Origin of the sequence: Pseudomonas putida, assembly GCF_028682635.1 — a bacterium.
GTDB classification, from domain to species: Bacteria; Pseudomonadota; Gammaproteobacteria; order Pseudomonadales; family Pseudomonadaceae; genus Aquipseudomonas; species Aquipseudomonas putida_AE.
Genome location: NZ_JANHLK010000006.1, coordinates 55,421 through 75,306 on the forward strand (window position 1 = coordinate 55,421; position 19,886 = coordinate 75,306).

Consider the following 19,886-nt stretch of genomic DNA (forward strand, 5'->3'; position numbering starts at 1 on the left):
GGCGCGAAGATGCAAGTACCACTCAAAATCTTCGCCAACCTTCAGGGCCAGCAGCATCACAAATCCCGCACATCTACACTTTACGGATGACGGTTGCGCACTAAACCCGCAAAATGCAACGATTCCGGCAACTATCGATGACATCACCCGCGGGCGGTGTCGATACAGCCATCGTTCCAATCAGACTGGGCCTGCTGACTCTATGCGAATGCGCCTTATGTTACTGGGCGGCGGAAATGCCCTTGGGCAGGCGCTGATTCGCCTCGGTGCGGAGGAAGACATCGGTTTCCTCGCCCCCCGCCCACCACAGGACGGCTGGGATGCCGCGAGCCTGACGCAACTGCTCGACGACACCCGCCCGGACGCGTTGATCAACCTCGCCTACTACTTCGACTGGTTCCAGGCGGAGACGGTCAGTGAACAGCGCCTGGCCGGGCAGGAGCGGGCGATCGAGCGCCTGGCCGAACTGTGCCAGCATCACAACATCGTCCTGGTGCAACCGTCGAGCTATCGCGTGTTCGACGGCTCCCGGGCGACCGCCTACAGCGAAAAAGACGAACCGCTGCCGCTGGGCCTGCGTGGCCAGGCCTTGTGGCGGATCGAGCAAAGCGTGCGCGCCACCTGCCCGCAACACGTGCTGTTGCGTTTCGGCTGGCTGCTTGATGACAGTCCCGACGGCACCCTCGGGCGTTTCCTCGGCCGCGCCGAGCAACCCGAGGAACTGCTGTTGGCCGACGACCGCCGGGGCAATCCGACACCGGTGGACGACGCGGCCCGGGTGATCATTTCGGTACTCAAGCAACTCGACTGCAGCGCGCCGCTGTGGGGCACCTACCACTACGCCGGGCATGAGGCGACCACGCCGCTGGCCCTGGGCCAGGCGATTCTGACCGAAGCCCGCGCCCTGCACCCGCTGGCCATCGAAGCGCCGACCGCCCAGGCCCACGCCGCGCGCCCGGACGCCGCGGAAGAACCGCAACACGCGGTACTGGCCTGCAAGAAAATTCTGCATACCTTCGGAATCAAGCCGCGCGCCTGGCGTGCGGCCCTTCCGAGCCTTCTGGACAGGTTCTATCGTCATGGCTGATCGCCCCGTTCTCATTACCGGGGGTGCCGGATTCATCGGCTCCCATCTCACCGATGCCTTGCTCGCCAAGGGCTATTCGGTACGGATTCTGGATGACCTATCCACCGGTAAACGCAGCAACCTGCCTCTGGACAATCCCAAGGTCGAGCTGATCGTCGGCGACGTTGCCGATGCCGCCCTGGTCGCCCGTGCGATGACTGGTTGCAGCGCCGTGGCGCACCTGGCGGCCGTGGCGTCGGTACAGGCGTCAGTAGACAATCCCGTGAAGACCCACCAGAGCAACTTCATCGGCTCGCTGAATGTCTGCGAAGCCATGCGCCAGGCGGGCGTCAAGCGCGTGCTGTTCGCCTCCAGCGCCGCGGTGTATGGCAACAATGGCGAGGGCGAGTCAATCGATGAAGACACGCCCAAGGCGCCGTTGACACCCTACGCGGTGGACAAGCTGGCGAGCGAGCAATACTTCGATTTCTACCGGCGCGAGCATGGGCTGGAGCCGGTGGTTTTCCGCTTCTTCAACATCTTCGGCCCGCGCCAGGATCCGTCCTCGCCGTACTCCGGGGTCATCAGCATTTTCAGCGAGCGCGCACAGAAAGGCCTGCCGATCACGGTGTTTGGCGACGGCGAGCAGACGCGGGACTTTCTCTACGTCGAGGATCTGGTCGATCTGCTGGTGCAGGCCATCGAGAAACCCCAGGTGGAAGAGGGCGCGGTCAACGTCGGCTGGAACCAGGCGACCAGTCTCAAGCAGATGCTGGCGGCCCTTGAGGTCGTGGTTGGCAAGCTGCCACCGGTGAGCTACGGCCCGGCGCGCTCAGGTGACATTCGTCATTCGCGGGCCAACAACCAGCGTCTGCTGGAGCGCTTCCGGGCGCCCGAGCCGACGCCGTTGAGCGTCGGGCTGGCGCGGTTGCTGGGACAATAGAAAAAGGCGCCTGTAGAGGCGCCTTTTTTTGTTACTGATCGTTCCCGTCCATAGGACAAGGGAGCGACCAATCCACCACCACGTGAATACTTAGAACTTGTAACCCAGACCGACCATGTAGATGAACGGATCGACATCCACGTTCACCCGTGCCCGGGTGCCCGGTGCCACGGCGTCGTTTTCCACGGTCGCGCGGGTATCGATGTCAATGTAACGCACCTGGGCGTTGATCATCACGTTGTCGGTCAGCATGTAGTCGGCACCGACCTGGAACGCCATGCCCCAGGAGTTTTCTGCCTTGAAGTTGCTGAAGCCGTTGGCCTGGGCTTCGCTGCCGACATGCTCGTCGTAGATCCAGGTGTAATTGATACCGGCGCCGAGGTACGGCTGGAAGTCGGATTTGGCATCCAGCGGGTAGTACACGATGCTGAGGGTCGGTGGCAGGTGTTTCAGCGTACCGAGTTTGCCGTTGGCCGCACCCAGGGCGGTGCCCTTGAGCTTGACGTCGTGCTCGAACGGCGTGGCCGCGAGCAGTTCGATACCCCAGTTATTGGTGATCATGTAGGCAACGTTCAGACCCAGTTGCGTGTCGCTGCTCATGGTCGCCTTGCCACCCAGGTCGGCGCCGCTCAGCGGACCCTGATCGACCTTGACCGAGGAACTGTCGGCCTCCGGGTTGACGGTAATCGCACCGGCACGAAGGATGATGTCACCGGCTTCGTGGGCGTGGGCGAACGGGGCTGCAAGCGCCAGCGCTACCAGCGAGGCACCGAGCAAGGACTTGTTCATGGGGGGCTCCAGAGGACGTTAAAAATCTTCGATGTCCAATGGTAAGGCGGCTAACGATTCGGTCTTTTGATGCAGCTCAATGAAATCGTGATGGGTTTGGTTTTTGTGGTGTTCATGATGGCCTCATCGCCAGCAGGCTGGCTCCCACAGGGAGTCGCCGATCCTTGTGGGAGCCAGCCTGCTGGCGATGACTATCGACCAGACAACACACGACTACCGGGTTCACTCCGGCAATTCATACAGGTAGATCTTGTCCGCCTCCATCTGGTACCCGGCATCCGCCAGCTCACTGGTGGACGGCTTGACCTGCATCGGCCCCTCGATCCAGTAAGGCTGATACAGCTCGTCGAGCTTCACGCCGACTTCACTTTTGACGTGCACGATCTGGTTCGAAGGCGGTGGCGGTACGTGAATGCAGGCGCCGAAATACGGCACCAGCAGAAAGTCCGTGGTACGACCGTCTTCACTCACTTCCAGCGGCACGATGTAGCCCGGCAAACGAATGTTCTGACCGTCGAGGGCCTTGACCACCGGGGCGTTGGGCATGTCCTGTTTCGCTGCCGGCGCCGATTCGGCGGACAGTGCATCGCTGAGCTTCGACAGGTCGTGCAGCGGCGTCATGTTCGGCACTTCCGGTGCCGCATCCGGCGGGATCATTTCCGACCAGGTCAGCTCTTTCGGCTCGGCCGCCCACAACGGCAGGGCGACCAGCATCAACAGCGCAAAGACAGCGCGGGGCATTTCAACGTCCTCATAAACGGATCGACAGGCCATCGGCCAGGGATTGGCGATAGGCGCGCCAGGCTGGCACGCTGCCCATCAGCAACGCAGCGATCAGGATGCCACCGAGTAGCGTCCATTCATATTCGCTCGGCCACGCCAGCGGCAGAAACAGGCCGTAATTGGCTTGCACGTAACCCTGGGCTGCTGCGATACAGACGTAGAGCAATGCCACGCCGGCCACCACACCGGCCAGCGCCAGGGCAAACGCCTCCAGTACCAGCAGCGTCGCGACGTGCCAGGGCCGCGCGCCCACCGATCGCAGGATCGCCATCTCCCGCCGACGTTCGTTGAGACTGGTGAGAATCGCCGTGAGCATGCCGATCAAGCCGGTCAGCACGACGAACAGCGACACCACGAACAGGGCCTTTTCCGCTGTGCTCATCAAGCTCCACAACTCTTGCAACGCAACGCCCGGCAGGATCGCCAGCATCGGTTCGCCACGGAATTCGTTGATCTCGCGCTGCAGGGCGAAGGTCGAGATCTTGCTGTTGAGGCCGAGCATGAACGCGGTGATCGCCTGGGGTGTCAGGTCCATGTTGCGTGCCTGATCGGCGCTGACCCGCCCGTTGCCCCGGGCCGGCACGCCGTTGTGCCAATCGACGTGAATGGCTTCCATGCCACCGAGGCTGATGTGCAGCGTGCGGTCCACCGGGGTGCCGGTGCGCTTGAGAATGCCGACCACGGTAAATGGCTTGTCGTCATGCTTGACCAGGCTGATCACGGCCACGCCGTGGGCCAGCACCAGCTTGTCGCCGAGTTTGTAGTGCAGCGCGTCCGCGACTTCAGCACCGAGCACCACTTCGAACGGGTCGCTGGCGAAAGCACGACCATCGGCCAGTTCCAGGTGTTGCTGGCGGCCGTACTGGTAGTGTTCGAAGTACGCCCCGGTGGTGCCCATCACGCGATAGCCGCGATGGGAATCGCCAAGGGACATCGGAATGGCCCACTTCACTTTCGGGTTGCTGGCGAAGTGTTCGAAGCTGTCCCAGCGGATGTTGTTGGTGGCGTTGCCGATGCGGAATACCGAGTACAGCAGCAGGTTGACCGAGCCGGAGCGCGCGCCGACGATCAGGTCGGTGCCGCTGATGGTGCTGGCGAAACTGGCCTTGGCCTCGGTGCGCACCCGTTCCACGGCCAGCAGCAGGCACACCGACAGGGCGATGGCGAACGCGGTGAGGATCGCGGTGAAACGGCGGTTAGCCAGGCTGGCCATGGCTAGACGGAACAGATACATCTCAGACCTCGGACGGGGTGGCGGCGCGATTGAGTTCGGCCAGCGACAGGTTGCGATCGAACAGCGGCGCCAGGCTCTGGTCATGGCTGACGAACAACAGGCTCGAGCCGGCCTCGCGGCATTCGGCGAACAGCAGGCGAATGAAGTTCTCCCGGGCGTCGTAGTCGAGGGCCGAGGTCGGCTCGTCGGCGATCACCAGTTCCGGCTGACCGATCAGCGCGCGCGCGGCGGCCACGCGTTGTTGCTGGCCGATGGACAGGGAGTCGGCGCGGCGCGCGAGGATGTTGTCATCCTTCAAACCCAGATGGGCGAGCAGGGTGGCGGCGGCCTGGTCGATGCTGCCGTGGCGCTGCTTCGCCCGCTCGGCGCGCAGTTTCGAGAAGTGGCAGGGCAGTTCGACGTTCTCGCGCACCGACAGAAACGGCAGCAGATTGAACTGCTGGAAGATGTAGCCAGTGTGATCGACACGAAAGTGATCGCGGGCGCCGGCCGACAGTTCCGTTAGCTCCTGGCCAAGCAGGCGGATGCTGCCACGATCGGGCTTCTGCACGCCGCCGAGCAGGCCCAGCAGGGTGGTCTTGCCGCTACCGCTGGGGCCCTTGAGGAACAGGGTTTCCCCAGGCGAAAGGCGAAACGCCGGGATATCCAGCAGCGGCGGGTGACCGGGCCAGCTGAAGCCCAGGTCGGACAATTCGATGAGTGCTTGGGTCATGGCGCTGATTTCATGGGTGTTGATTATCCTGTGGGAGCGGGCTTGCTCGCGAAGGGGGAGTGTCAGTCGACATCTATGTTGCATGACACACTGCCTTCGCGAGCAAGCCCGCTCCCACATTGGTTGTGCGGTGGATCAGAACTTGAGGGAGGCAGCCTTGGCCGTCACTTCAACCCCTTGCTGCCCGCTCGGGCCGATCAGTTGTACCTGAATTTTCCGGGTCGCCGGGAAGCTGTTGAAGATATTCGCCAGATCCAGGGTCTTCAGCGCGCCCGGCGTGGCGCAGGTGAATTGGTAGCGGGCGTGGATTTCACTGTGGTCATGGTGGTGTTCATCGTCGGCCTCTGGCGTGTCGCCAAACAACGGGCTTTCCAGCTCCTGGTTTTCCACCACGCAACCGGCGGCTTTCGGCAGGCTGAACAGCGCCAGCGGTTGCTCAAGGCGAGCGCGGGTCGCAGCGACCTTGGCTTTGTCGGCATCGGTTGCGGCGACGTGCTCAAAGCCCACCAGGTTCATCGCCGGACTGTCCAGCTCCAGCTCCAGGGTCAGGCCATCCAGTGCCGCGTTCAGGCGCCCGACACCGTGCTCATGGGCGCCAAGGCTGCCGTGCTCATGGTCGTGATCATGTTCGTCAGCGGCGTGAACGCCAGCCAGCGGCAACAAGGCAAACGGCAGAGCGAGAAGCAGGTGACGCATGGCGAGTCTCCGAAAGACAAGATGAAAGAGATGTTATGTAATCTTATAACATGACGCGCAGAGTGTGACTGCCTGCTTGGCGTTGCACAAGCCCCGTGGGAGCATGGGTGCGAAGAAATGTTCGGGAGCTGACTCATGTTGCGAATTCGCGGAAGCATCGGCGACTGGCCGGTGGATTTGACGCTGGAGATGGATGACGCCGACTGGGCAAGGCTGGGTGCGCAGTTGAAAGTGGAAAAAACCGAGGTCAGTGCTGCGCCAGTGGCGAAACCGCTGAATCAGGACGATGCGCTGTGGCAGGTCGCCAAAGATCTGCTGCGCAAGGCCGGGCAATTGAGCGGGCCGCAATTACTCGATCAACTGGAAGGGCTGACCGGCAGTGCGGCGGCGGGCAAGCGCCTGTTGGTGCGCTTGCGGCATAGCCCGGACGTGAAGGTGCAAAGTGGCGCGGATACGCCGATTTTCCACTGGATCGAATAAACCGCAAAAGATCGCAGCCTGCGGCAGCTCCTACAAGGGCAACGCATATCCCCTGTAGGAACTGTCGAGCGAAGCGAGGCTGCGATCTTTTGATCTTAATAAAGCGCAGCAAACAACTTGCGACGGTACGTCGTTACCAGCGGATGATCGTTACCCAGCAGTTCGAACACCTGCAGCAAGGTCTTGTGCGGCAGACCCTCGCTGTAGCTGCGATTGCGAATGAACAGCTTGAGCAGTCCATCCAGCGCCGCGTCGTATTGCTGGCGGGCCAGTTGTTGAACGGCCAGCTGATAGACCGCTTCATCGTCCTGCGGGTTTTTCGCCAGGCGAGCCTTCAAGTCGGCGGCATCCGGCAAGTCCTTGGCCTGGCCGAGGAACTTGATCTGCGCCTTGGCGCCGGCCAGGGCGGCCTTGTGCTCATCGCTCTTGACCGCGTCGAGCACGGCTTGCGCTTCGCCCAGCTCACCGCGCTCGGTGAGGCAGCGGGCGTAGAGAATCAGCGCCTTGGCGTTGGTGTTGTCTTCGCCCAGCAGCACTTTGAGCAGGGCCTCTGCATCGGCGAAACGGCTGTCGTCGAACAAGGCCTGGGCCTGTTCGAACGGATCGGCGGCGGCCGGTGGCGGCATTTGCACATGGGGCTCGAGCAGCGCGCGCACGGCCGACTCCGGCTGGGCACCGGCAAAACCATCGACCGGCTGGCCATCCTTGAACAGCACCACGGTCGGCAGGCTGCGAATACCGAAACGGGCGACGATGTCCTGTTCGAGGTCACAGTTGACCTTGGCCAGCAGCAGTTCGCCCTGATAGCTCTCGGCGATGGTCTGCAGCATCGGCATCAGCACCTTGCAGGGCGCACACCATTCGGCCCAGAAATCCACCAGCACCGGTTTGTGGAAGGAGTTCTCGATCACCGACTGGTCGAAATCGGCAGTCGTGGCGTCGAAGATGTACGGCGTTTGCTGACTCATGGGCAATCTCGTAAAAGCGTGAATAGGTGAACTATAAGGCGTGGCGCAAAAGATCGCAGCCTTCGGCAGCTCCTACAGGTTAAACCGCATCCCCGCGTAGGAGCTGCCGAAGGCTGCGATCTTTTAGCGGCTTCAGCCGCGCCGCGCGTGGTAAAGGCTCACATGCCGAAACTCTTCCGGCTCGGCCAGGTCCGGCAAGGTCATCGCTTCAAGCATTTCAATGCGTTGATACAACGGATGACGAAAGTCCCGCACGCGCGAATCCGCCACCAGAGCCTCCTTGCCACGACTCAGGAACTCATCGAGCAGTGGCAGGTTCGCCCGGTCGTACAGCACATCCGCGACCAGAATCAGATCGAAACGATCAGCCTCGGCGAAAAAATCCGTCGAGTAAACGAGCTGTACGTCATTGAGCTCGGCATTCGCCCGACAGGCGGCAATCGCCAGCGGATCCAGGTCGCAAGCCACTACTTCCAGCGCCCCGGCCTTCACCGCGGCGATCCCGGCCACGCCGGAGCCTGCGCCGAAATCCAGCACGCGCTTGCCCTTGACCCACTCAGGGAAGTCGGCGAGGTAACGCGCCACCGCCAGGCCACTGGCCCAGCAGAAGCTCCAGTACGGCGGTTCGTGCAGAATCCGCCGGGTTTCTTCCGGGCTGAACGCGCGATCCATGTTGTCGCCATCGATCAGCCACAACTTCAGGTCGGTCCCCGGTAATTCACAGGCAACCAGTCGCGCATCACCCAGCAGTTCCCCCAAGGCCTGTTGCAGGTCGTGCGGTGCACTCATGGGGCTTTGACGAATTGCAGCTGGCCCAGGGCCTGGGTGGTCGGCTGGCTAATCCGCTGTGACGGCAGATGCAGGATCAACTGGCCGGACTGGCTGGCGCGGCCACGCAGTTCTACACGGGCACCGGCCGGGAACGAATCCGGGTTGAAGCGCAGGTGAAACGGCAGCACCTGGTTGTTGCCGATCAGGCTCGAACTGGCGAGCAATTGCTGTGGACGGTCTTTGTCGTCGATCACCAGCAGCGCCAGTTCCACTTCAGCACCTGTCGGCACACCTTGCAGCGTACCGCTCAGTTCGCGCTGATAGGCCGGCAGCGGGCCGAGGTTCGCCGATTCCCGGGCTTTCTTCTGCGCCTGTTCCGGTGCAGGGCCTGGCGTTGGCGGCTGCGGCTGGGGTGCATCGCTGCTGCAGGCGACCAACAGGCTGAAAAAACTGAGCAAAACGAGTGGTCTCAGGGACATTTGCGGCTCCGGCAACACGTAATCCATATATAGCCAATCTGTATACCGCAAACCCTATGGCTTGTCTTGCCACCCGGATGCGCTACCATGGCCCTCCCTTTTTTTGTTGCCTGCCACCATGCACTGTCCCTTCTGCGGTGCCAACGACACCAAGGTCATCGACTCGCGTCTGGTCGCCGAGGGCGAACAGGTGCGCCGCCGGCGTGAATGCCTGGCCTGCGGCGAACGTTTCACGACGTTCGAAACCGCTGAACTGGTGTTGCCGCGCCTGATCAAAACCGACGGCAGTCGCCAGCCGTTCGACGAAGAAAAACTCCGCGCCGGCATGCAGCGGGCGCTGGAAAAGCGCCCGGTGAGTGTCGAGCGCCTCGAGTCGTCGCTGGTGCACATCAAACACAAACTGCGCGCCACCGGCGAGCGCGAGGTCAAGTCCCTCGTGGTCGGTGAGCTGGTGATGGCCGAGCTGCAAAAGCTCGACGAAGTCGCCTACATCCGCTTCGCTTCGGTGTATCGCCGCTTCCAGGACCTCAATGAGTTCCGCGAAGAGATCGATCGCCTGGCCCGGGAACCGGTGAAAGAATGACCACGTCAGCAGAGCTTGCCGTCCTCGACGCCCATTACATGGCCCGTGCTTTGGAACTGGCGCGCAAAGGTCATTACACGACCCACCCCAACCCGCGAGTCGGCTGCGTGATCGTGCGCGGCGGGCAGATCGTCGGCGAAGGCTGGCACGAGCGCGCCGGGGAACCCCACGCCGAAGTCCACGCCCTGCGCGCCGCCGGTGAGCTGGCCCGGGGCGCGACCGCTTACGTGACCCTCGAACCCTGCAGTCACCACGGGCGCACGCCACCGTGCGCCGATGCGTTGGTTAACGCCGGTGTGGCGCGGGTCGTGGCGGCGATGCAGGACCCGAACCCGGAAGTGGCCGGTCGTGGTCTGCAGCGCCTGGAGCAGGCCGGCATCGCCACCGAAAGCGGCGTGCTGGAAGGCGAGGCGCGCAAGCTCAATCAAGGCTTCCTTAAGCGCATGGAGCATGGCTTGCCGTTCGTGCGGGTCAAGCTGGCCATGAGCCTGGACGGTCGCACGGCGATGGAAAGCGGCGAAAGCCAATGGATCACCGGCCCTGCGGCGCGTTCGGCGGTGCAACGCCTGCGTGCCCAGGCCAGCGTGGTGCTGACCGGAGCCGACACCGTGCTGGCGGACAACGCCCGCCTGACCGTGCGTGCAGATGAGTTAGGCCTGGACGCCGGGCAAACCGCGTTGGCCATGAGCCGTCCGCCGCTGCGTGTGTTGGTCGATGGCCGCCTGCGGGTGCCGCTGGATGCGCCATTCTTCAAGGCAGGTCCCGCGCTGGTCGCTACCTGCGTGGCAGTGGAAGAACAATACGCCAACGGCCCGGAGTGCCTGATCGTGCCGGGTTACGATGGGCAGGTCGATCTTCGTCAGTTGCTGGTCGAACTCGCCAACCGTCAGGTCAATGAAGTGTTGGTCGAGGCCGGACCACGGCTGGCGGGTGCCTTTGCCCAACTCGGTCTAGTGGACGAGTTCCAGATTTTCATCGCCGGCAAGTTCCTGGGTTCTTCGGCGCGGCCGTTGCTGGATTGGCCGCTCGCGCAAATGAAGGATGCGCCCGAGCTCAAAATCACCGAAATTCGCGCGGTTGGCGATGACTGGCGGGTCACTGCCATTCCTTTGCCAGTCGCCAGCGTATAATTCCCGGCCATCGTTATAGCGCTGGCCCTGTTCTCGAGGAGGACTCCATGTTTACCGGCATTATCGAATCCATCGGCAGTATTCGTGCATTGACCCCTAAAGGTGGAGATGTGCGGGTCCACGTCGAAACCGGCAAGCTCGACCTGAGCGACGTCAAGCTGGGCGACAGCATCGCGGTCAACGGCGTGTGCCTGACGGCGGTTGAACTGCCGGGCAACGGCTTCGCGGCTGACGTCAGCCGTGAAACCCTCGACTGCACCGCCATGAACGACCTGAAAAGCGGCAGCCCGGTCAATCTGGAAAAAGCCCTGACCCCGACCACTCGCCTCGGCGGGCACCTGGTCAGCGGTCACGTCGACGGCGTGGGCGAAGTGGTTGCCCGTACCGAGAACGCGCGGGCCGTGGAATTCCGCATCCGCGCGCCGAAGGACCTGGCCAAGTACATCGCCCATAAAGGCTCGATCACCGTCGACGGCACCAGCCTGACCGTGAACGCGGTCGATGGCGCCGAGTTCCTGCTGACCATCATTCCGCACACCCTGAGCGAAACCATCATGGCGTCGTACCAGCCAGGTCGCCGGGTGAACCTGGAAGTGGATTTGCTGGCGCGTTATCTGGAGCGCCTGCTGTTGGGCGACAAGGCCGCAGAGCCAACCTCCAGTAACATTACCGAAAGCTTTCTGGCCGCCAACGGCTACCTCAAATCCTGAAGCTCAAAATTTCGAAAGAAGGGGGGTGCCTTGTGGCGCTCAATAGCATCGAAGAACTGGTTGAAGACATCCGCCAAGGCAAGATGGTCATCCTCATGGATGACGAAGACCGCGAGAACGAAGGCGACCTGATCATGGCCGCCGAGTGCTGCCAGGCCGAGCACATCAACTTCATGGCCAAGCACGCCCGTGGCCTGATCTGCATGCCGATGAGCCGCGAGCGCTGCGAGCTGCTCAAGCTGCCGCTGATGGCGCCGCGCAACGGCTCCGGCTTCGGCACCAAGTTCACCGTCTCGATCGAAGCGGCCACCGGCGTCACCACCGGCATCTCCGCCGCCGACCGTGCGCGCACCGTGCAAGCGGCTGCCGCCCGTGATGCCAAGGCTGAAGACATCGTCAGCCCAGGCCACATCTTCCCGCTGATGGCCCAGGCCGGCGGCACCCTGGCCCGCGCCGGCCACACCGAAGCGGCGTGCGACCTGGCGCGCATGGCCGGTTTCGAGCCGAGCGGGGTGATCTGCGAAGTGATGAACGACGACGGCACCATGTCCCGTCGCGCCGAGCTGGAAGCCTTTGCCGCCGAGCACAACATCAAGATCGGCACCATCGCCGACCTGATTCACTACCGGATGATCCACGAACGTACCGTTCAGCGGATTGCCGAGCAGCCTCTGGACAGCGAACTGGGCCAATTCAACCTGGTGACCTATCGTGATTCCGTGGAAGGCGACGTGCACATGGCCCTGACCCTGGGCAACGTGTGCGCCGAAGAACCTACCCTGGTGCGCGTGCACAACATGGACCCGCTGCGCGACCTGCTGATGGTCAAGCAACCGGGCCGCTGGAGCCTGCGCGCCGCCATGTCCGCCGTTGCCGAGGCCGGCAGTGGCGTGGTGCTGTTGCTCGGCCACCCGCTCGATGGCGACGTGTTGCTGGCGCATATCCGCGAAACTGCCGACCACGCGGCGGTGAAAAAACCGACCACCTACAGCACCGTGGGTGCCGGTTCGCAGATCCTGCGCGACCTGGGCGTTCGTAAAATGCGCCTGATGTCGGCGCCGATGAAATTTAATGCGATATCCGGTTTCGATCTGGAAGTTGTAGAATACGTGCCCTCCGAATAATGACCGGTCGTATCCGGCCCTGTATTCGCGGTTCAAATATCACTGAGGGATGCGTACGAGACGCGTCCCGGCTCTTTAAGAGATCTAACGAATGACCCTGAAGACCATCGAAGGTACCTTCATCGCCCCTAAAGGCCGCTATGCTCTGGTAGTGGGCCGTTTCAACAGCTTCGTCGTTGAAAGCCTGGTCAGCGGTGCTGTTGATGCCCTGGTTCGCCATGGCGTAAGCGAAAGCGACATCACCATCATCCGCGCTCCTGGCGCCTTCGAAATCCCGCTGGTTGCGCAGAAAGTCGCTCAGAAGGGCGAGTTCGCGGCAATCATCGCACTGGGCGCGGTCATTCGTGGCGGTACTCCGCACTTCGAATACGTGGCTGGCGAGTGCACCAAGGGCCTGGCCCAGGTGTCCATGGAGTTCGGCGTTCCGGTCGCTTTCGGCGTGCTGACCGTTGATTCCATCGAGCAAGCCATTGAACGTTCCGGCACCAAGGCCGGTAACAAAGGTGCCGAAGCTGCCCTGTCCGCTCTGGAAATGGTCAGCCTGCTGGCGCAGTTGGAGGCCAAGTGATTAGCGACGAAAGCGATCGTTTCAACCCGCGCGATCCAAAACCTGCGGATGCTGGCAAGCCATCGAAAAGCGTCAAGCGTCGCGAAGCCCGTCAGCTCGCGACCCAGGCGCTGTACCAATGGCACATGGCCAAGCAGTCGCTGAACGAGATCGAAGCGCAGTTCCGGGTCGATAACGATTTCACCGATGTCGATGGTGCCTACTTCCGCGAGATCCTCCACGGGGTGCCGCAGTTCAAGACCGAAATCGACACGGCGCTCACGCCTTGCCTGGACTTGACCATCGAAGAGCTGGACCCGGTTGAACTGGCGGTTCTGCGCCTGTCCACCTGGGAGCTGCTCAAGCGTGTCGACGTGCCGTACCGCGTTGTGATCAACGAGGGTATCGAACTGGCCAAGGTCTTCGGTTCCACCGATGGGCACAAGTTCGTCAACGGTGTGCTCGACAAGCTGGCCCCACGTCTGCGGGAAGCTGAAGTGAAGGCGTTCAAGCGCTGATTGGCGCTTGATTCAGCAATGGGTGAGTTTGAGCTGATCCGCAATTTCTTCGCCGCCGCGCCTTGTGCGCAGGGCGGCGAAGGCGTTGCCCTGGGGATTGGCGACGACTGCGCCTTGCTGGCTGTGCCTCCCGGGGAGCAGTTGGCGATTTCTACCGATACGCTGGTGGCCGGTGTGCATTTCGCCGACCCCTGCGATCCGTTTCTGCTCGGTCAGCGCTCGCTGGCCGTAGCGGTCAGCGACCTGGCCGCCATGGGCGCCACCCCCATTGCCTTTACCCTTGCCCTGACCTTGCCGACGGTGACCGCCGATTGGCTGCAGGCCTACGCCCGTGGTTTGAACCTCATGGCGCAGAGCTGCGGCGTGGCGCTGGTGGGCGGCGACACCACCCGCGGGCCGTTGAGCCTGACCATGACCGTGTTCGGTCGGGTGCCGGGTGGCCTGGCCTTGACCCGCAGCGGTGCGCGGCCTGGCGACTTGCTGTGTGTCGGCGGCGAGCTGGGCAATGCCGCTGGCGCCTTGCCGCTGGTGCTCGGCGAGCGCGACGCTGAAGCCGCCATCGCCGCGCCGTTGCTGGCGCATTACTGGTCGCCGCAACCGCAGCTTGGCCTGGGGCAGGCGTTGCGCGGCAAGGCCACTTCAGCCATGGATATCTCCGACGGTTTGCTCGCCGATTGCGGACACATTGCCCTGGCTTCGAAAGTCGGGGTGCTGCTCGAACGGGATCGCTTGCCGCTGTCCAAAGCACTGGTGGCCTTCCTCGGCCAGCCGGGCGCGCAGGACGCAGCCCTGAGTGGTGGCGACGATTACGTATTGGTCTTCACCATACCGTCCGTCGAGTTGCCGCCACTGGTGGCCGACGGCTGGCCGATCCATGTGATCGGGCGGATCGTGGCGGGGCAGGGCGTGACGCTGATCGATACCGATGGGCATGACATCACCCCGCAAACCCGGGGCTATCAACATTTTCGGGAGACACCGTGACAGATCATCCCAAACAGGTCCCGGCGGAATTCGTACCGCCCTCGGTCTGGCGCAATCCCTGGCATTTCCTGGCGTTCGGTTTCGGCTCGGGCACCTTGCCAAAGGCTCCAGGCACCTGGGGATCGCTGGTTGCGCTACCCTTTATCCCGTTATGGCAGATGTTGCCCGACTGGGGTTACTGGCTGATGCTGGGCATCACCATGCTGTTCGGCTTCTGGCTGTGCGGCAAGGTGGCCGATGATTTGCGGGTACACGACCACGAAGGCATCGTCTGGGACGAGATGGTCGGAATGTGGATCACCCTGTGGCTGGTGCCGGAAGGCTGGCAGTGGCTGTTGGCGGGGTTCCTGGTGTTCCGCTTCTTCGATATCCTCAAGCCGTGGCCGATTCACTGGGTTGACCGGCATGTGCATGGAGGCGTCGGCATCATGCTCGACGATGTATTGGCCGGGGTGTTTGCCTGGTTGGCGATGCAGGGGCTGGTATGGATTTTCGCCTGAGGGATTAATTAGGGAGAACTAGGGATGGCTCGACGCTGGTTGGTAGCGATGGTGTTTATGGTGTTCGGTGCACTTGCCCAGGCGCAGGAGGCATCCACCCCGCCATCGGTGATTCATCTGGCCAGCGAAGACTGGGAAGACTACACCGCTGCCGACGGCCACGGCCTGGGCTGGGACGTGTTGCGCAAAGTCTTCGAGCCAGCGGGGGTCAAGCTGGACATCCGCAGCGAACCCTATGTGCGCTCGATGGGGCTGGCCGAGCGCGGTGAGGTCGACGCCTGTGTCGGCTCCTACCATGAAGAATCCAGCGACGTGCTTTATCCGCGCTGGAACTTCGATACCGACCATATCTATGCCCTGGGCTTGGCCAGCAGCCCGCAACCAACCCCGCAAACCCTGGGTAATTACCGCCTGGCGTGGGTGCGTGGCTACGATTTTCAGGATTATCTGCCCAATATCCGCCGCTACAACGAAGTGTTGCGGCGTACCGGCATCGTTTCGATGCTGACGCAGAACCGCGCCGACTTCTACATAGATGCTCTAACTGAAGTCGATTGGGTGCTCAGTCGGGCGAAGGATCCTTCCCAGTTCCGCCGCACGCATATTGCCGAATTGCCGTTGTACCTGTGCTTTGCCAAGACCCCGGCGGCCCGCAGCCTGATGGAACTGTTCGACCAGCGCATGGCGCAATTGGTGAAAAGCGGTGAGCTCAAACCGATCTTCGAGCGCTGGAAGCAACCCTATCCGTTCGATGAGAACTAACCTGTAGGAGCTGCCGCAGGCTGCGATCTTTTAAAATCAAAAGGTCGCAGCCTGCGGCAGCTCCTACAGAGATCAAACTTTTTGATTGTTATGGCCGATAATTCAGCCTAAGCGTCGGTTGGAACCTGCTGTTACAATGCCGGCCTGCGAATCTTCAGACTTTTAGATCAGGAGCACACCGGTGCCTGTCGTTTTTGTCGCCGCTTCCAAGCTGCCAACGCCTTTTGCGCAATTCATCATGCACGGCTTTCTCGATGAGGCCACCGGCCGCGAGCACGTCGTGCTGAGCCTGGGTGAGATCGCCGACGGTGCCCCGGTACTCGGCCGGCTGCACTCCGAATGCCTGACCGGCGATGCCCTGTTCAGCCAGCGTTGCGACTGCGGCTCGCAACTTGAGGCCGCGCTGCAGGCCATCGCCCGTGAAGGTCGGGGCGTGTTGCTGTACTTGCGTCAGGAAGGCCGTGGCATTGGCCTGCTGAACAAGATCCGCGCCTATGAGCTGCAGGACGGCGGTGCCGACACCGTTGAAGCCAACGAGCGCCTGGGCTTTGCCGCCGACCAGCGTGACTACGCCATGTGCCTGCCGATGCTTGAGCACTTGGGGGTGAAATCCCTGCGCCTGATGACCAACAACCCGCGCAAGGTCAAAGCCTTGACCGACATGGGCATCGCGGTCGCCGAGCGCGTGCCGCTGCACACCGGGCACAATCCGCACAACAAACTCTACCTGGCGACCAAGGCCAGCAAACTCGACCACATGATGGGCAACGAACATCAGGGCGAGGTAGGCCGGGCGTGACCCGCGGCCAGGTGCGGCGGCGACTGTCCGTCAACTGGTGGCAATACCTGGCGTTGGCCTTGTTGCCGCTGTTCGTGATCAACGCCGTGTTTGGCCAGGGTGAGGCCATCCTGCCGGTGCTGGCGATGCCCTTGTTCATCGCTGGTGTCGCCTCGATGTTTGTCAGCCTGAAGTTCTTTGGCGGCTACAAACATGCGCTGATCGCCACTCAGAAAGCCCTCGACACCCCTGAAGAGCCTGGCGCCTGGATCAGTCTGGCGGCCAAGCGGCGCACGGCGTTCCTGGCAGCAGGCCTGCCGGCGTGGATCGGTGCATTGGCGGTGTTTGTCGGCCTCGAAGCGGTGCCGCTGATGCTGCTGGCGCTGTCGACTGCCGTGCTGTTCTACCTCTACCGTATTCCGCGTCAGCTCGGTTGATGCGTCCTGTTTGGCTGGCGGTGTTGCTGCTGGCCGCCAGTGGCTCGGCAGTCGCGGTCGAACGGGTTGTCAGCCTTGCGCCGTCGCTCTCTGAAATTGTCGTTGAGCTGGCTTCGGCCGACTTGCTGGTTGGCGTGCTGGATGCCGGCGAGCGTCCCGCCGAACTCAAGGATCTGCCCTCCGTTGGCCGCTACGGCCAGCTGGACATGGAGCGGCTGCTCAGCCTCAAGCCCGACTTGCTGCTGCTCTGGCCCGGCAGTGTCGGCCCGGCACAGCGTGAGCAACTCAAGCGCTTGGGCATCCCCACCTACGTCGCCGAACCGCACGATTTCGAACAGCTCACCGCGCAGATCGAGGCGATTGCCTTGCAGCTTGGCCGGCCTGAGCATGGGGCTGCGCTGGCTGGCAATTTGCGTCAACGCTTGGCTGAGCTGCGTCAACGCTACAGGCGCGAAGAGCCGTTGCGGGTGTTCTATCAGGTCTGGGACCGGCCGCTCTATACCGTTGGCGGTGGCCAGATCATCAGCGCGGCGCTCGAAGTGTGCGGGGCGCGAAACGTGTTCGGCGATCAGACACTGCCGGCGCCGCAGGTCAGTGTCGAAGCGGTCCTGCAGCGCGATCCCGAGGTGATTCTGGCCGGTGATCAGGCGCAGCTGGATGCGTGGAAGGTGTGGCCGCAGGTGGCGGCGGTGCGGCAGGGGCAATTGCGGTGGGTGACGGATAAAGGCCTGGAGCGGCCGAGTGGGCAGATGATTGAGGCTACGGCCAAGTTGTGCCGGTTGATAGCGCCCGAACGCTGAGACCGAGTTGCGGCCCTTCGCGAGCAAGCCCGCTCCCACATTGGATTTCAGTGGACACAGATTTTGTGTACGACAGAGGTCAAGTGTGGGAGCGGGCTTGCTCGCGAAGAGGCCAGACTGGCCAACAAAAACTTCAAATCAGAGCCCAGGCGTCCAGGTCACCCCAAACATCCACGCCCGACCCTCCTCGCGATACCCGTACTGGCTGCCTTCATGGCTGTACATCGCCCGGCTGTATCCCTTGTCCAGAAGGTTATCGACCTTCAGCTCCAGGCTGACTTCACGATTGAGCGCCCAACTGCTGCGCAATCCCAACAATCCATAACCCCCCAATGGCTGTTGATTGTTCAAGTCGTCATAGCTGCTGCTCACAGCTTGCCAGCTGGCGCCCAGGCCCAGGCGGTCGAACTGGCGGTCCAGATCCCAGCTCAACGTACGCCGGGCACGACGGGCCAGGGTATGCCCGGTGTCGCGGTCCCGCGGGTCGATGATCGCCACGCCTAGGTTGCTCTGCCAGCCGAACAACTGCTGTTTCAACGCCGCTTCAAAGCCGTTGATCCGCGCCGAGGCGACGTTTTCCGGTCGTGAGTTGCTGCCGAAGATGATCGCGTCTTCGAGGTCCGTGCGGTACAGCGAGGCCTCCAGGCGACTGTTCTCGGTCAGTTGGCTGCGCCATTGCAGCTCGTAACTTTTCGAGGTCTCGGGTTTCAGGTCCGGGTTGCTGAAGTCCGGGTAGTACAGGTCGTTGAAGGTCGGAGCGCGGAAACCTTCGCTGTAGGTCAGCAGCACGTCGTTGTCCGGGTTCAGCGGCAGGGTGAAGGTACCGCTCCAGCTGTTATGGCCGCCGAACTGCTGGTTCTGGTCGCGGCGCAGGCCCAGCTCGGTGGAGAAGCTGTCGGCCTGGTAGCGATGCTGGATAAAGGCCGCGCGGTTCCAGCGGCTGTCCTCATCGAACGGCGTGCTGCTGTTGACCCGGTCCTGGTACCAGTCGCCGCCGAGGATCAGGCTGTTGTGCTCGTTGAGTGTCAGGTCGTTCTGCCAGTTCACCGAATCGCGGTAGGTGTTGAACACGCTACGTTCATCGCTGAGCTTGTCGAACGTCTTCTCGCGGTTTTCGCTATGGCCGAATTCGACGCGGGTTTTCCACAGGTCGTTGACCCGTGCGTCGACATAGCTGCTGACGCTGCTCACATCGAATTCGTTGTAGGGCTGCTGCTGGACTGACTCGAAAGTGTCCAGGTCGAAGCGGCCGAACGGATTGTCATATTCGCTCTTGCCACGGTTATCCAGCAGGTTGGCGCCGATCTCGACGTCGTCGCTGAGGGCGTGACTCAGGCTCAGGCTCAGGGATTTGTTGCGGTATGCGTCGTGATCGCCGTCGCTGGGATACGACTCATGGGTGCGATCGATCCCGGCGGTTTCATCGAGGCTGGCGCCGAGGTTGAAGCGGGTCTGCTCATCGCCACCGGACAAACCGAGGCTGCGCTCCCAGGTCTGGTTGCTGCCAAAACCGACATGCAGTCGTGGCTGCAGGCCGGGCTCGCTGCCACGCCGAGTGAAGATCTGGATCACCCCGCCAATCGCATCGCTGCCGTAGATCACCGAACGGGAGCCGCGCAGCACTTCCACGCGCTCGACCTGTTCGATGTTGATGTGTTGCAGGTTGCTGTCGCCGGAGGACGAGTTGCCGATCCGTTGGCCATCCACCAGCACCAGGCTCTGGGCTGACTGCGTGCCGCGGATGTAGATCCCTGGCAAGCTGCCGCGTCCGCCGGTTTGTGCCACTTGCACTCCCGGTACACGGCGCAGCAGATCAGTGACGCTGTTCGGTTGCAGTCGGTCAATGTCTTCGCGGGTGAATACCGTGTTGGCGGCGCTGCTGTCGTTGCGCGCCTGGACCTGGCGGTTGGCGCTGATCAGCACGTCGGGCAGTTTCAGGGCCTGGTCGCGTTCGAAGGAGTCGGCCAGCAGGTGTCCGGACGGCAGAAGCGTCAGCGTCAGGGCGAGGGGGGAGAGTTTCATCGGTGATCCGTTGGTGCTTGGGTGTACACAAACCAAATGTGGGAGCGGGCTTGCTCGCGAAGGCCATGTG

24 protein-coding genes are annotated in these 19,886 nt (G+C 62.5%); 15 read left to right on the forward strand and 9 right to left on the reverse strand.

All coding sequences use genetic code 11. The features are described 5' to 3' along the window. Positions 1 to 202: 202 nt before the first annotated feature. A complete protein-coding gene (locus NPS56_RS09535) occupies positions 203 to 1,087 on the forward strand; it encodes a sugar nucleotide-binding protein (protein ID WP_046815894.1) in 885 nt (294 codons plus the stop codon). Then, positions 1,080 to 2,009: an NAD-dependent epimerase/dehydratase family protein gene (locus tag NPS56_RS09540; RefSeq protein ID WP_274074403.1), complete on the forward strand. Its 930-nt coding sequence runs from the start codon at positions 1,080 to 1,082 to the stop codon at positions 2,007 to 2,009. Before NPS56_RS09535 ends, NPS56_RS09540 begins: the two co-directional genes overlap by 8 nt. A gap of 90 nt (positions 2,010 to 2,099) precedes the next feature. On the opposite strand, the gene NPS56_RS09545 is transcribed toward NPS56_RS09540, so the two are convergent. From NPS56_RS09545 to NPS56_RS09565, 5 genes are all read right to left on the reverse strand, one after another. After that, positions 2,100 to 2,798 (reverse strand): OmpW/AlkL family protein, encoded by a 699-nt coding sequence (locus NPS56_RS09545; protein WP_274074404.1) that lies wholly within the window; start codon positions 2,796 to 2,798, stop codon positions 2,100 to 2,102. A gap of 222 nt (positions 2,799 to 3,020) precedes the next feature. Then, a complete protein-coding gene (locus NPS56_RS09550; RefSeq protein ID WP_274074405.1) occupies positions 3,021 to 3,539 on the reverse strand; it encodes a DUF3299 domain-containing protein in 519 nt (172 codons plus the stop codon). A 10-nt stretch (positions 3,540 to 3,549) separates the two neighbouring features. Beyond that, positions 3,550 to 4,815, reverse strand: coding sequence for an ABC transporter permease (locus tag NPS56_RS09555; RefSeq protein ID WP_274074406.1), 1,266 nt, complete (start codon positions 4,813 to 4,815; stop codon positions 3,550 to 3,552). Between the two features lies 1 nt (position 4,816). After that, positions 4,817 to 5,527, reverse strand: a complete 711-nt coding sequence (locus NPS56_RS09560) for an ABC transporter ATP-binding protein (RefSeq protein WP_274074407.1) — start codon at positions 5,525 to 5,527, stop codon at positions 4,817 to 4,819. A 135-nt stretch (positions 5,528 to 5,662) separates the two neighbouring features. After that, the gene (locus NPS56_RS09565; RefSeq protein ID WP_274074408.1) at positions 5,663 to 6,223 is read right to left on the reverse strand and encodes a DUF2796 domain-containing protein; all 561 of its coding nucleotides are present in this window, start codon (positions 6,221 to 6,223) and stop codon (positions 5,663 to 5,665) included. A 135-nt stretch (positions 6,224 to 6,358) separates the two neighbouring features. On the opposite strand from NPS56_RS09565, the gene NPS56_RS09570 reads away from it, so the two are divergent. Then, on the forward strand, positions 6,359 to 6,703 hold the full coding sequence (locus tag NPS56_RS09570; protein WP_274074409.1) for a hypothetical protein: 345 nt from the start codon (positions 6,359 to 6,361) through the stop codon (positions 6,701 to 6,703). 95 nt (positions 6,704 to 6,798) lie between these two features. Here NPS56_RS09570 and trxA read toward each other — a convergent pair whose 3' ends face one another. The 3 genes from trxA to NPS56_RS09585 all read right to left on the reverse strand — a co-directional run bounded on the left by trxA (position 6,799) and on the right by NPS56_RS09585 (position 8,921). Then, a complete protein-coding gene (gene trxA / locus NPS56_RS09575; protein ID WP_008065763.1) occupies positions 6,799 to 7,671 on the reverse strand; it encodes a thioredoxin in 873 nt (290 codons plus the stop codon). Between the two features lie 132 nt (positions 7,672 to 7,803). Next, positions 7,804 to 8,460 (reverse strand): class I SAM-dependent methyltransferase, encoded by a 657-nt coding sequence (locus NPS56_RS09580; protein WP_274074410.1) that lies wholly within the window; start codon positions 8,458 to 8,460, stop codon positions 7,804 to 7,806. Next, the gene (locus NPS56_RS09585) at positions 8,457 to 8,921 is read right to left on the reverse strand and encodes a YbaY family lipoprotein (protein WP_274074411.1); all 465 of its coding nucleotides are present in this window, start codon (positions 8,919 to 8,921) and stop codon (positions 8,457 to 8,459) included. The genes NPS56_RS09580 and NPS56_RS09585 overlap by 4 nt, the downstream gene beginning before the upstream one ends. A gap of 118 nt (positions 8,922 to 9,039) precedes the next feature. Here NPS56_RS09585 and nrdR point away from each other — a divergent pair, with 118 nt between their 5' ends. From nrdR to NPS56_RS09645, 12 genes are all read left to right on the forward strand, one after another. Then, positions 9,040 to 9,504 carry a transcriptional regulator NrdR gene (gene nrdR / locus NPS56_RS09590; protein ID WP_003228656.1) on the forward strand — a complete coding sequence of 155 codons (465 nt, stop codon included), beginning with the start codon at positions 9,040 to 9,042 and terminating at the stop codon, positions 9,502 to 9,504. Continuing rightward, entirely contained in the window at positions 9,501 to 10,634 is a 1,134-nt protein-coding gene (gene ribD / locus NPS56_RS09595) for a bifunctional diaminohydroxyphosphoribosylaminopyrimidine deaminase/5-amino-6-(5-phosphoribosylamino)uracil reductase RibD (RefSeq protein WP_274074412.1), read from the forward strand. Before nrdR ends, ribD begins: the two co-directional genes overlap by 4 nt. A gap of 47 nt (positions 10,635 to 10,681) precedes the next feature. Then, on the forward strand, positions 10,682 to 11,344 hold the full coding sequence (locus tag NPS56_RS09600) for a riboflavin synthase (protein ID WP_007906836.1): 663 nt from the start codon (positions 10,682 to 10,684) through the stop codon (positions 11,342 to 11,344). Between the two features lie 32 nt (positions 11,345 to 11,376). Next, a complete protein-coding gene (gene ribBA, locus NPS56_RS09605; RefSeq protein WP_274074413.1) occupies positions 11,377 to 12,468 on the forward strand; it encodes a bifunctional 3,4-dihydroxy-2-butanone-4-phosphate synthase/GTP cyclohydrolase II in 1,092 nt (363 codons plus the stop codon). 91 nt (positions 12,469 to 12,559) lie between these two features. Continuing rightward, positions 12,560 to 13,036, forward strand: a complete 477-nt coding sequence (gene ribH, locus NPS56_RS09610) for a 6,7-dimethyl-8-ribityllumazine synthase (protein ID WP_003228649.1) — start codon at positions 12,560 to 12,562, stop codon at positions 13,034 to 13,036. Further along, positions 13,033 to 13,533 carry a transcription antitermination factor NusB gene (nusB, locus tag NPS56_RS09615; protein ID WP_008053839.1) on the forward strand — a complete coding sequence of 167 codons (501 nt, stop codon included), beginning with the start codon at positions 13,033 to 13,035 and terminating at the stop codon, positions 13,531 to 13,533. Before ribH ends, nusB begins: the two co-directional genes overlap by 4 nt. Before the next feature lie 18 nt (positions 13,534 to 13,551). Continuing rightward, positions 13,552 to 14,517, forward strand: coding sequence for a thiamine-phosphate kinase (gene thiL, locus NPS56_RS09620; RefSeq protein ID WP_274074414.1), 966 nt, complete (start codon positions 13,552 to 13,554; stop codon positions 14,515 to 14,517). Beyond that, positions 14,514 to 15,017, forward strand: a complete 504-nt coding sequence (locus NPS56_RS09625; protein ID WP_046815881.1) for a phosphatidylglycerophosphatase A family protein — start codon at positions 14,514 to 14,516, stop codon at positions 15,015 to 15,017. The genes thiL and NPS56_RS09625 overlap by 4 nt, the downstream gene beginning before the upstream one ends. Positions 15,018 to 15,041: 24 nt before the next feature. Next, a complete protein-coding gene (locus tag NPS56_RS09630) occupies positions 15,042 to 15,779 on the forward strand; it encodes a substrate-binding periplasmic protein (RefSeq protein WP_274074415.1) in 738 nt (245 codons plus the stop codon). A 181-nt stretch (positions 15,780 to 15,960) separates the two neighbouring features. Then, positions 15,961 to 16,578, forward strand: a complete 618-nt coding sequence (gene ribA / locus NPS56_RS09635; RefSeq protein ID WP_180204442.1) for a GTP cyclohydrolase II — start codon at positions 15,961 to 15,963, stop codon at positions 16,576 to 16,578. Further along, positions 16,575 to 16,994, forward strand: coding sequence for an MFS transporter (locus NPS56_RS09640; protein ID WP_274074416.1), 420 nt, complete (start codon positions 16,575 to 16,577; stop codon positions 16,992 to 16,994). The genes ribA and NPS56_RS09640 overlap by 4 nt, the downstream gene beginning before the upstream one ends. Beyond that, on the forward strand, positions 16,994 to 17,794 hold the full coding sequence (locus NPS56_RS09645; RefSeq protein WP_274074417.1) for a cobalamin-binding protein: 801 nt from the start codon (positions 16,994 to 16,996) through the stop codon (positions 17,792 to 17,794). Before NPS56_RS09640 ends, NPS56_RS09645 begins: the two co-directional genes overlap by 1 nt. A gap of 138 nt (positions 17,795 to 17,932) precedes the next feature. Here the strand turns inward: NPS56_RS09645 and NPS56_RS09650 are convergent, their stop codons facing one another. Continuing rightward, positions 17,933 to 19,816, reverse strand: coding sequence for a TonB-dependent receptor domain-containing protein (locus tag NPS56_RS09650; protein WP_274074418.1), 1,884 nt, complete (start codon positions 19,814 to 19,816; stop codon positions 17,933 to 17,935). Positions 19,817 to 19,886 lie beyond the last annotated feature (70 nt).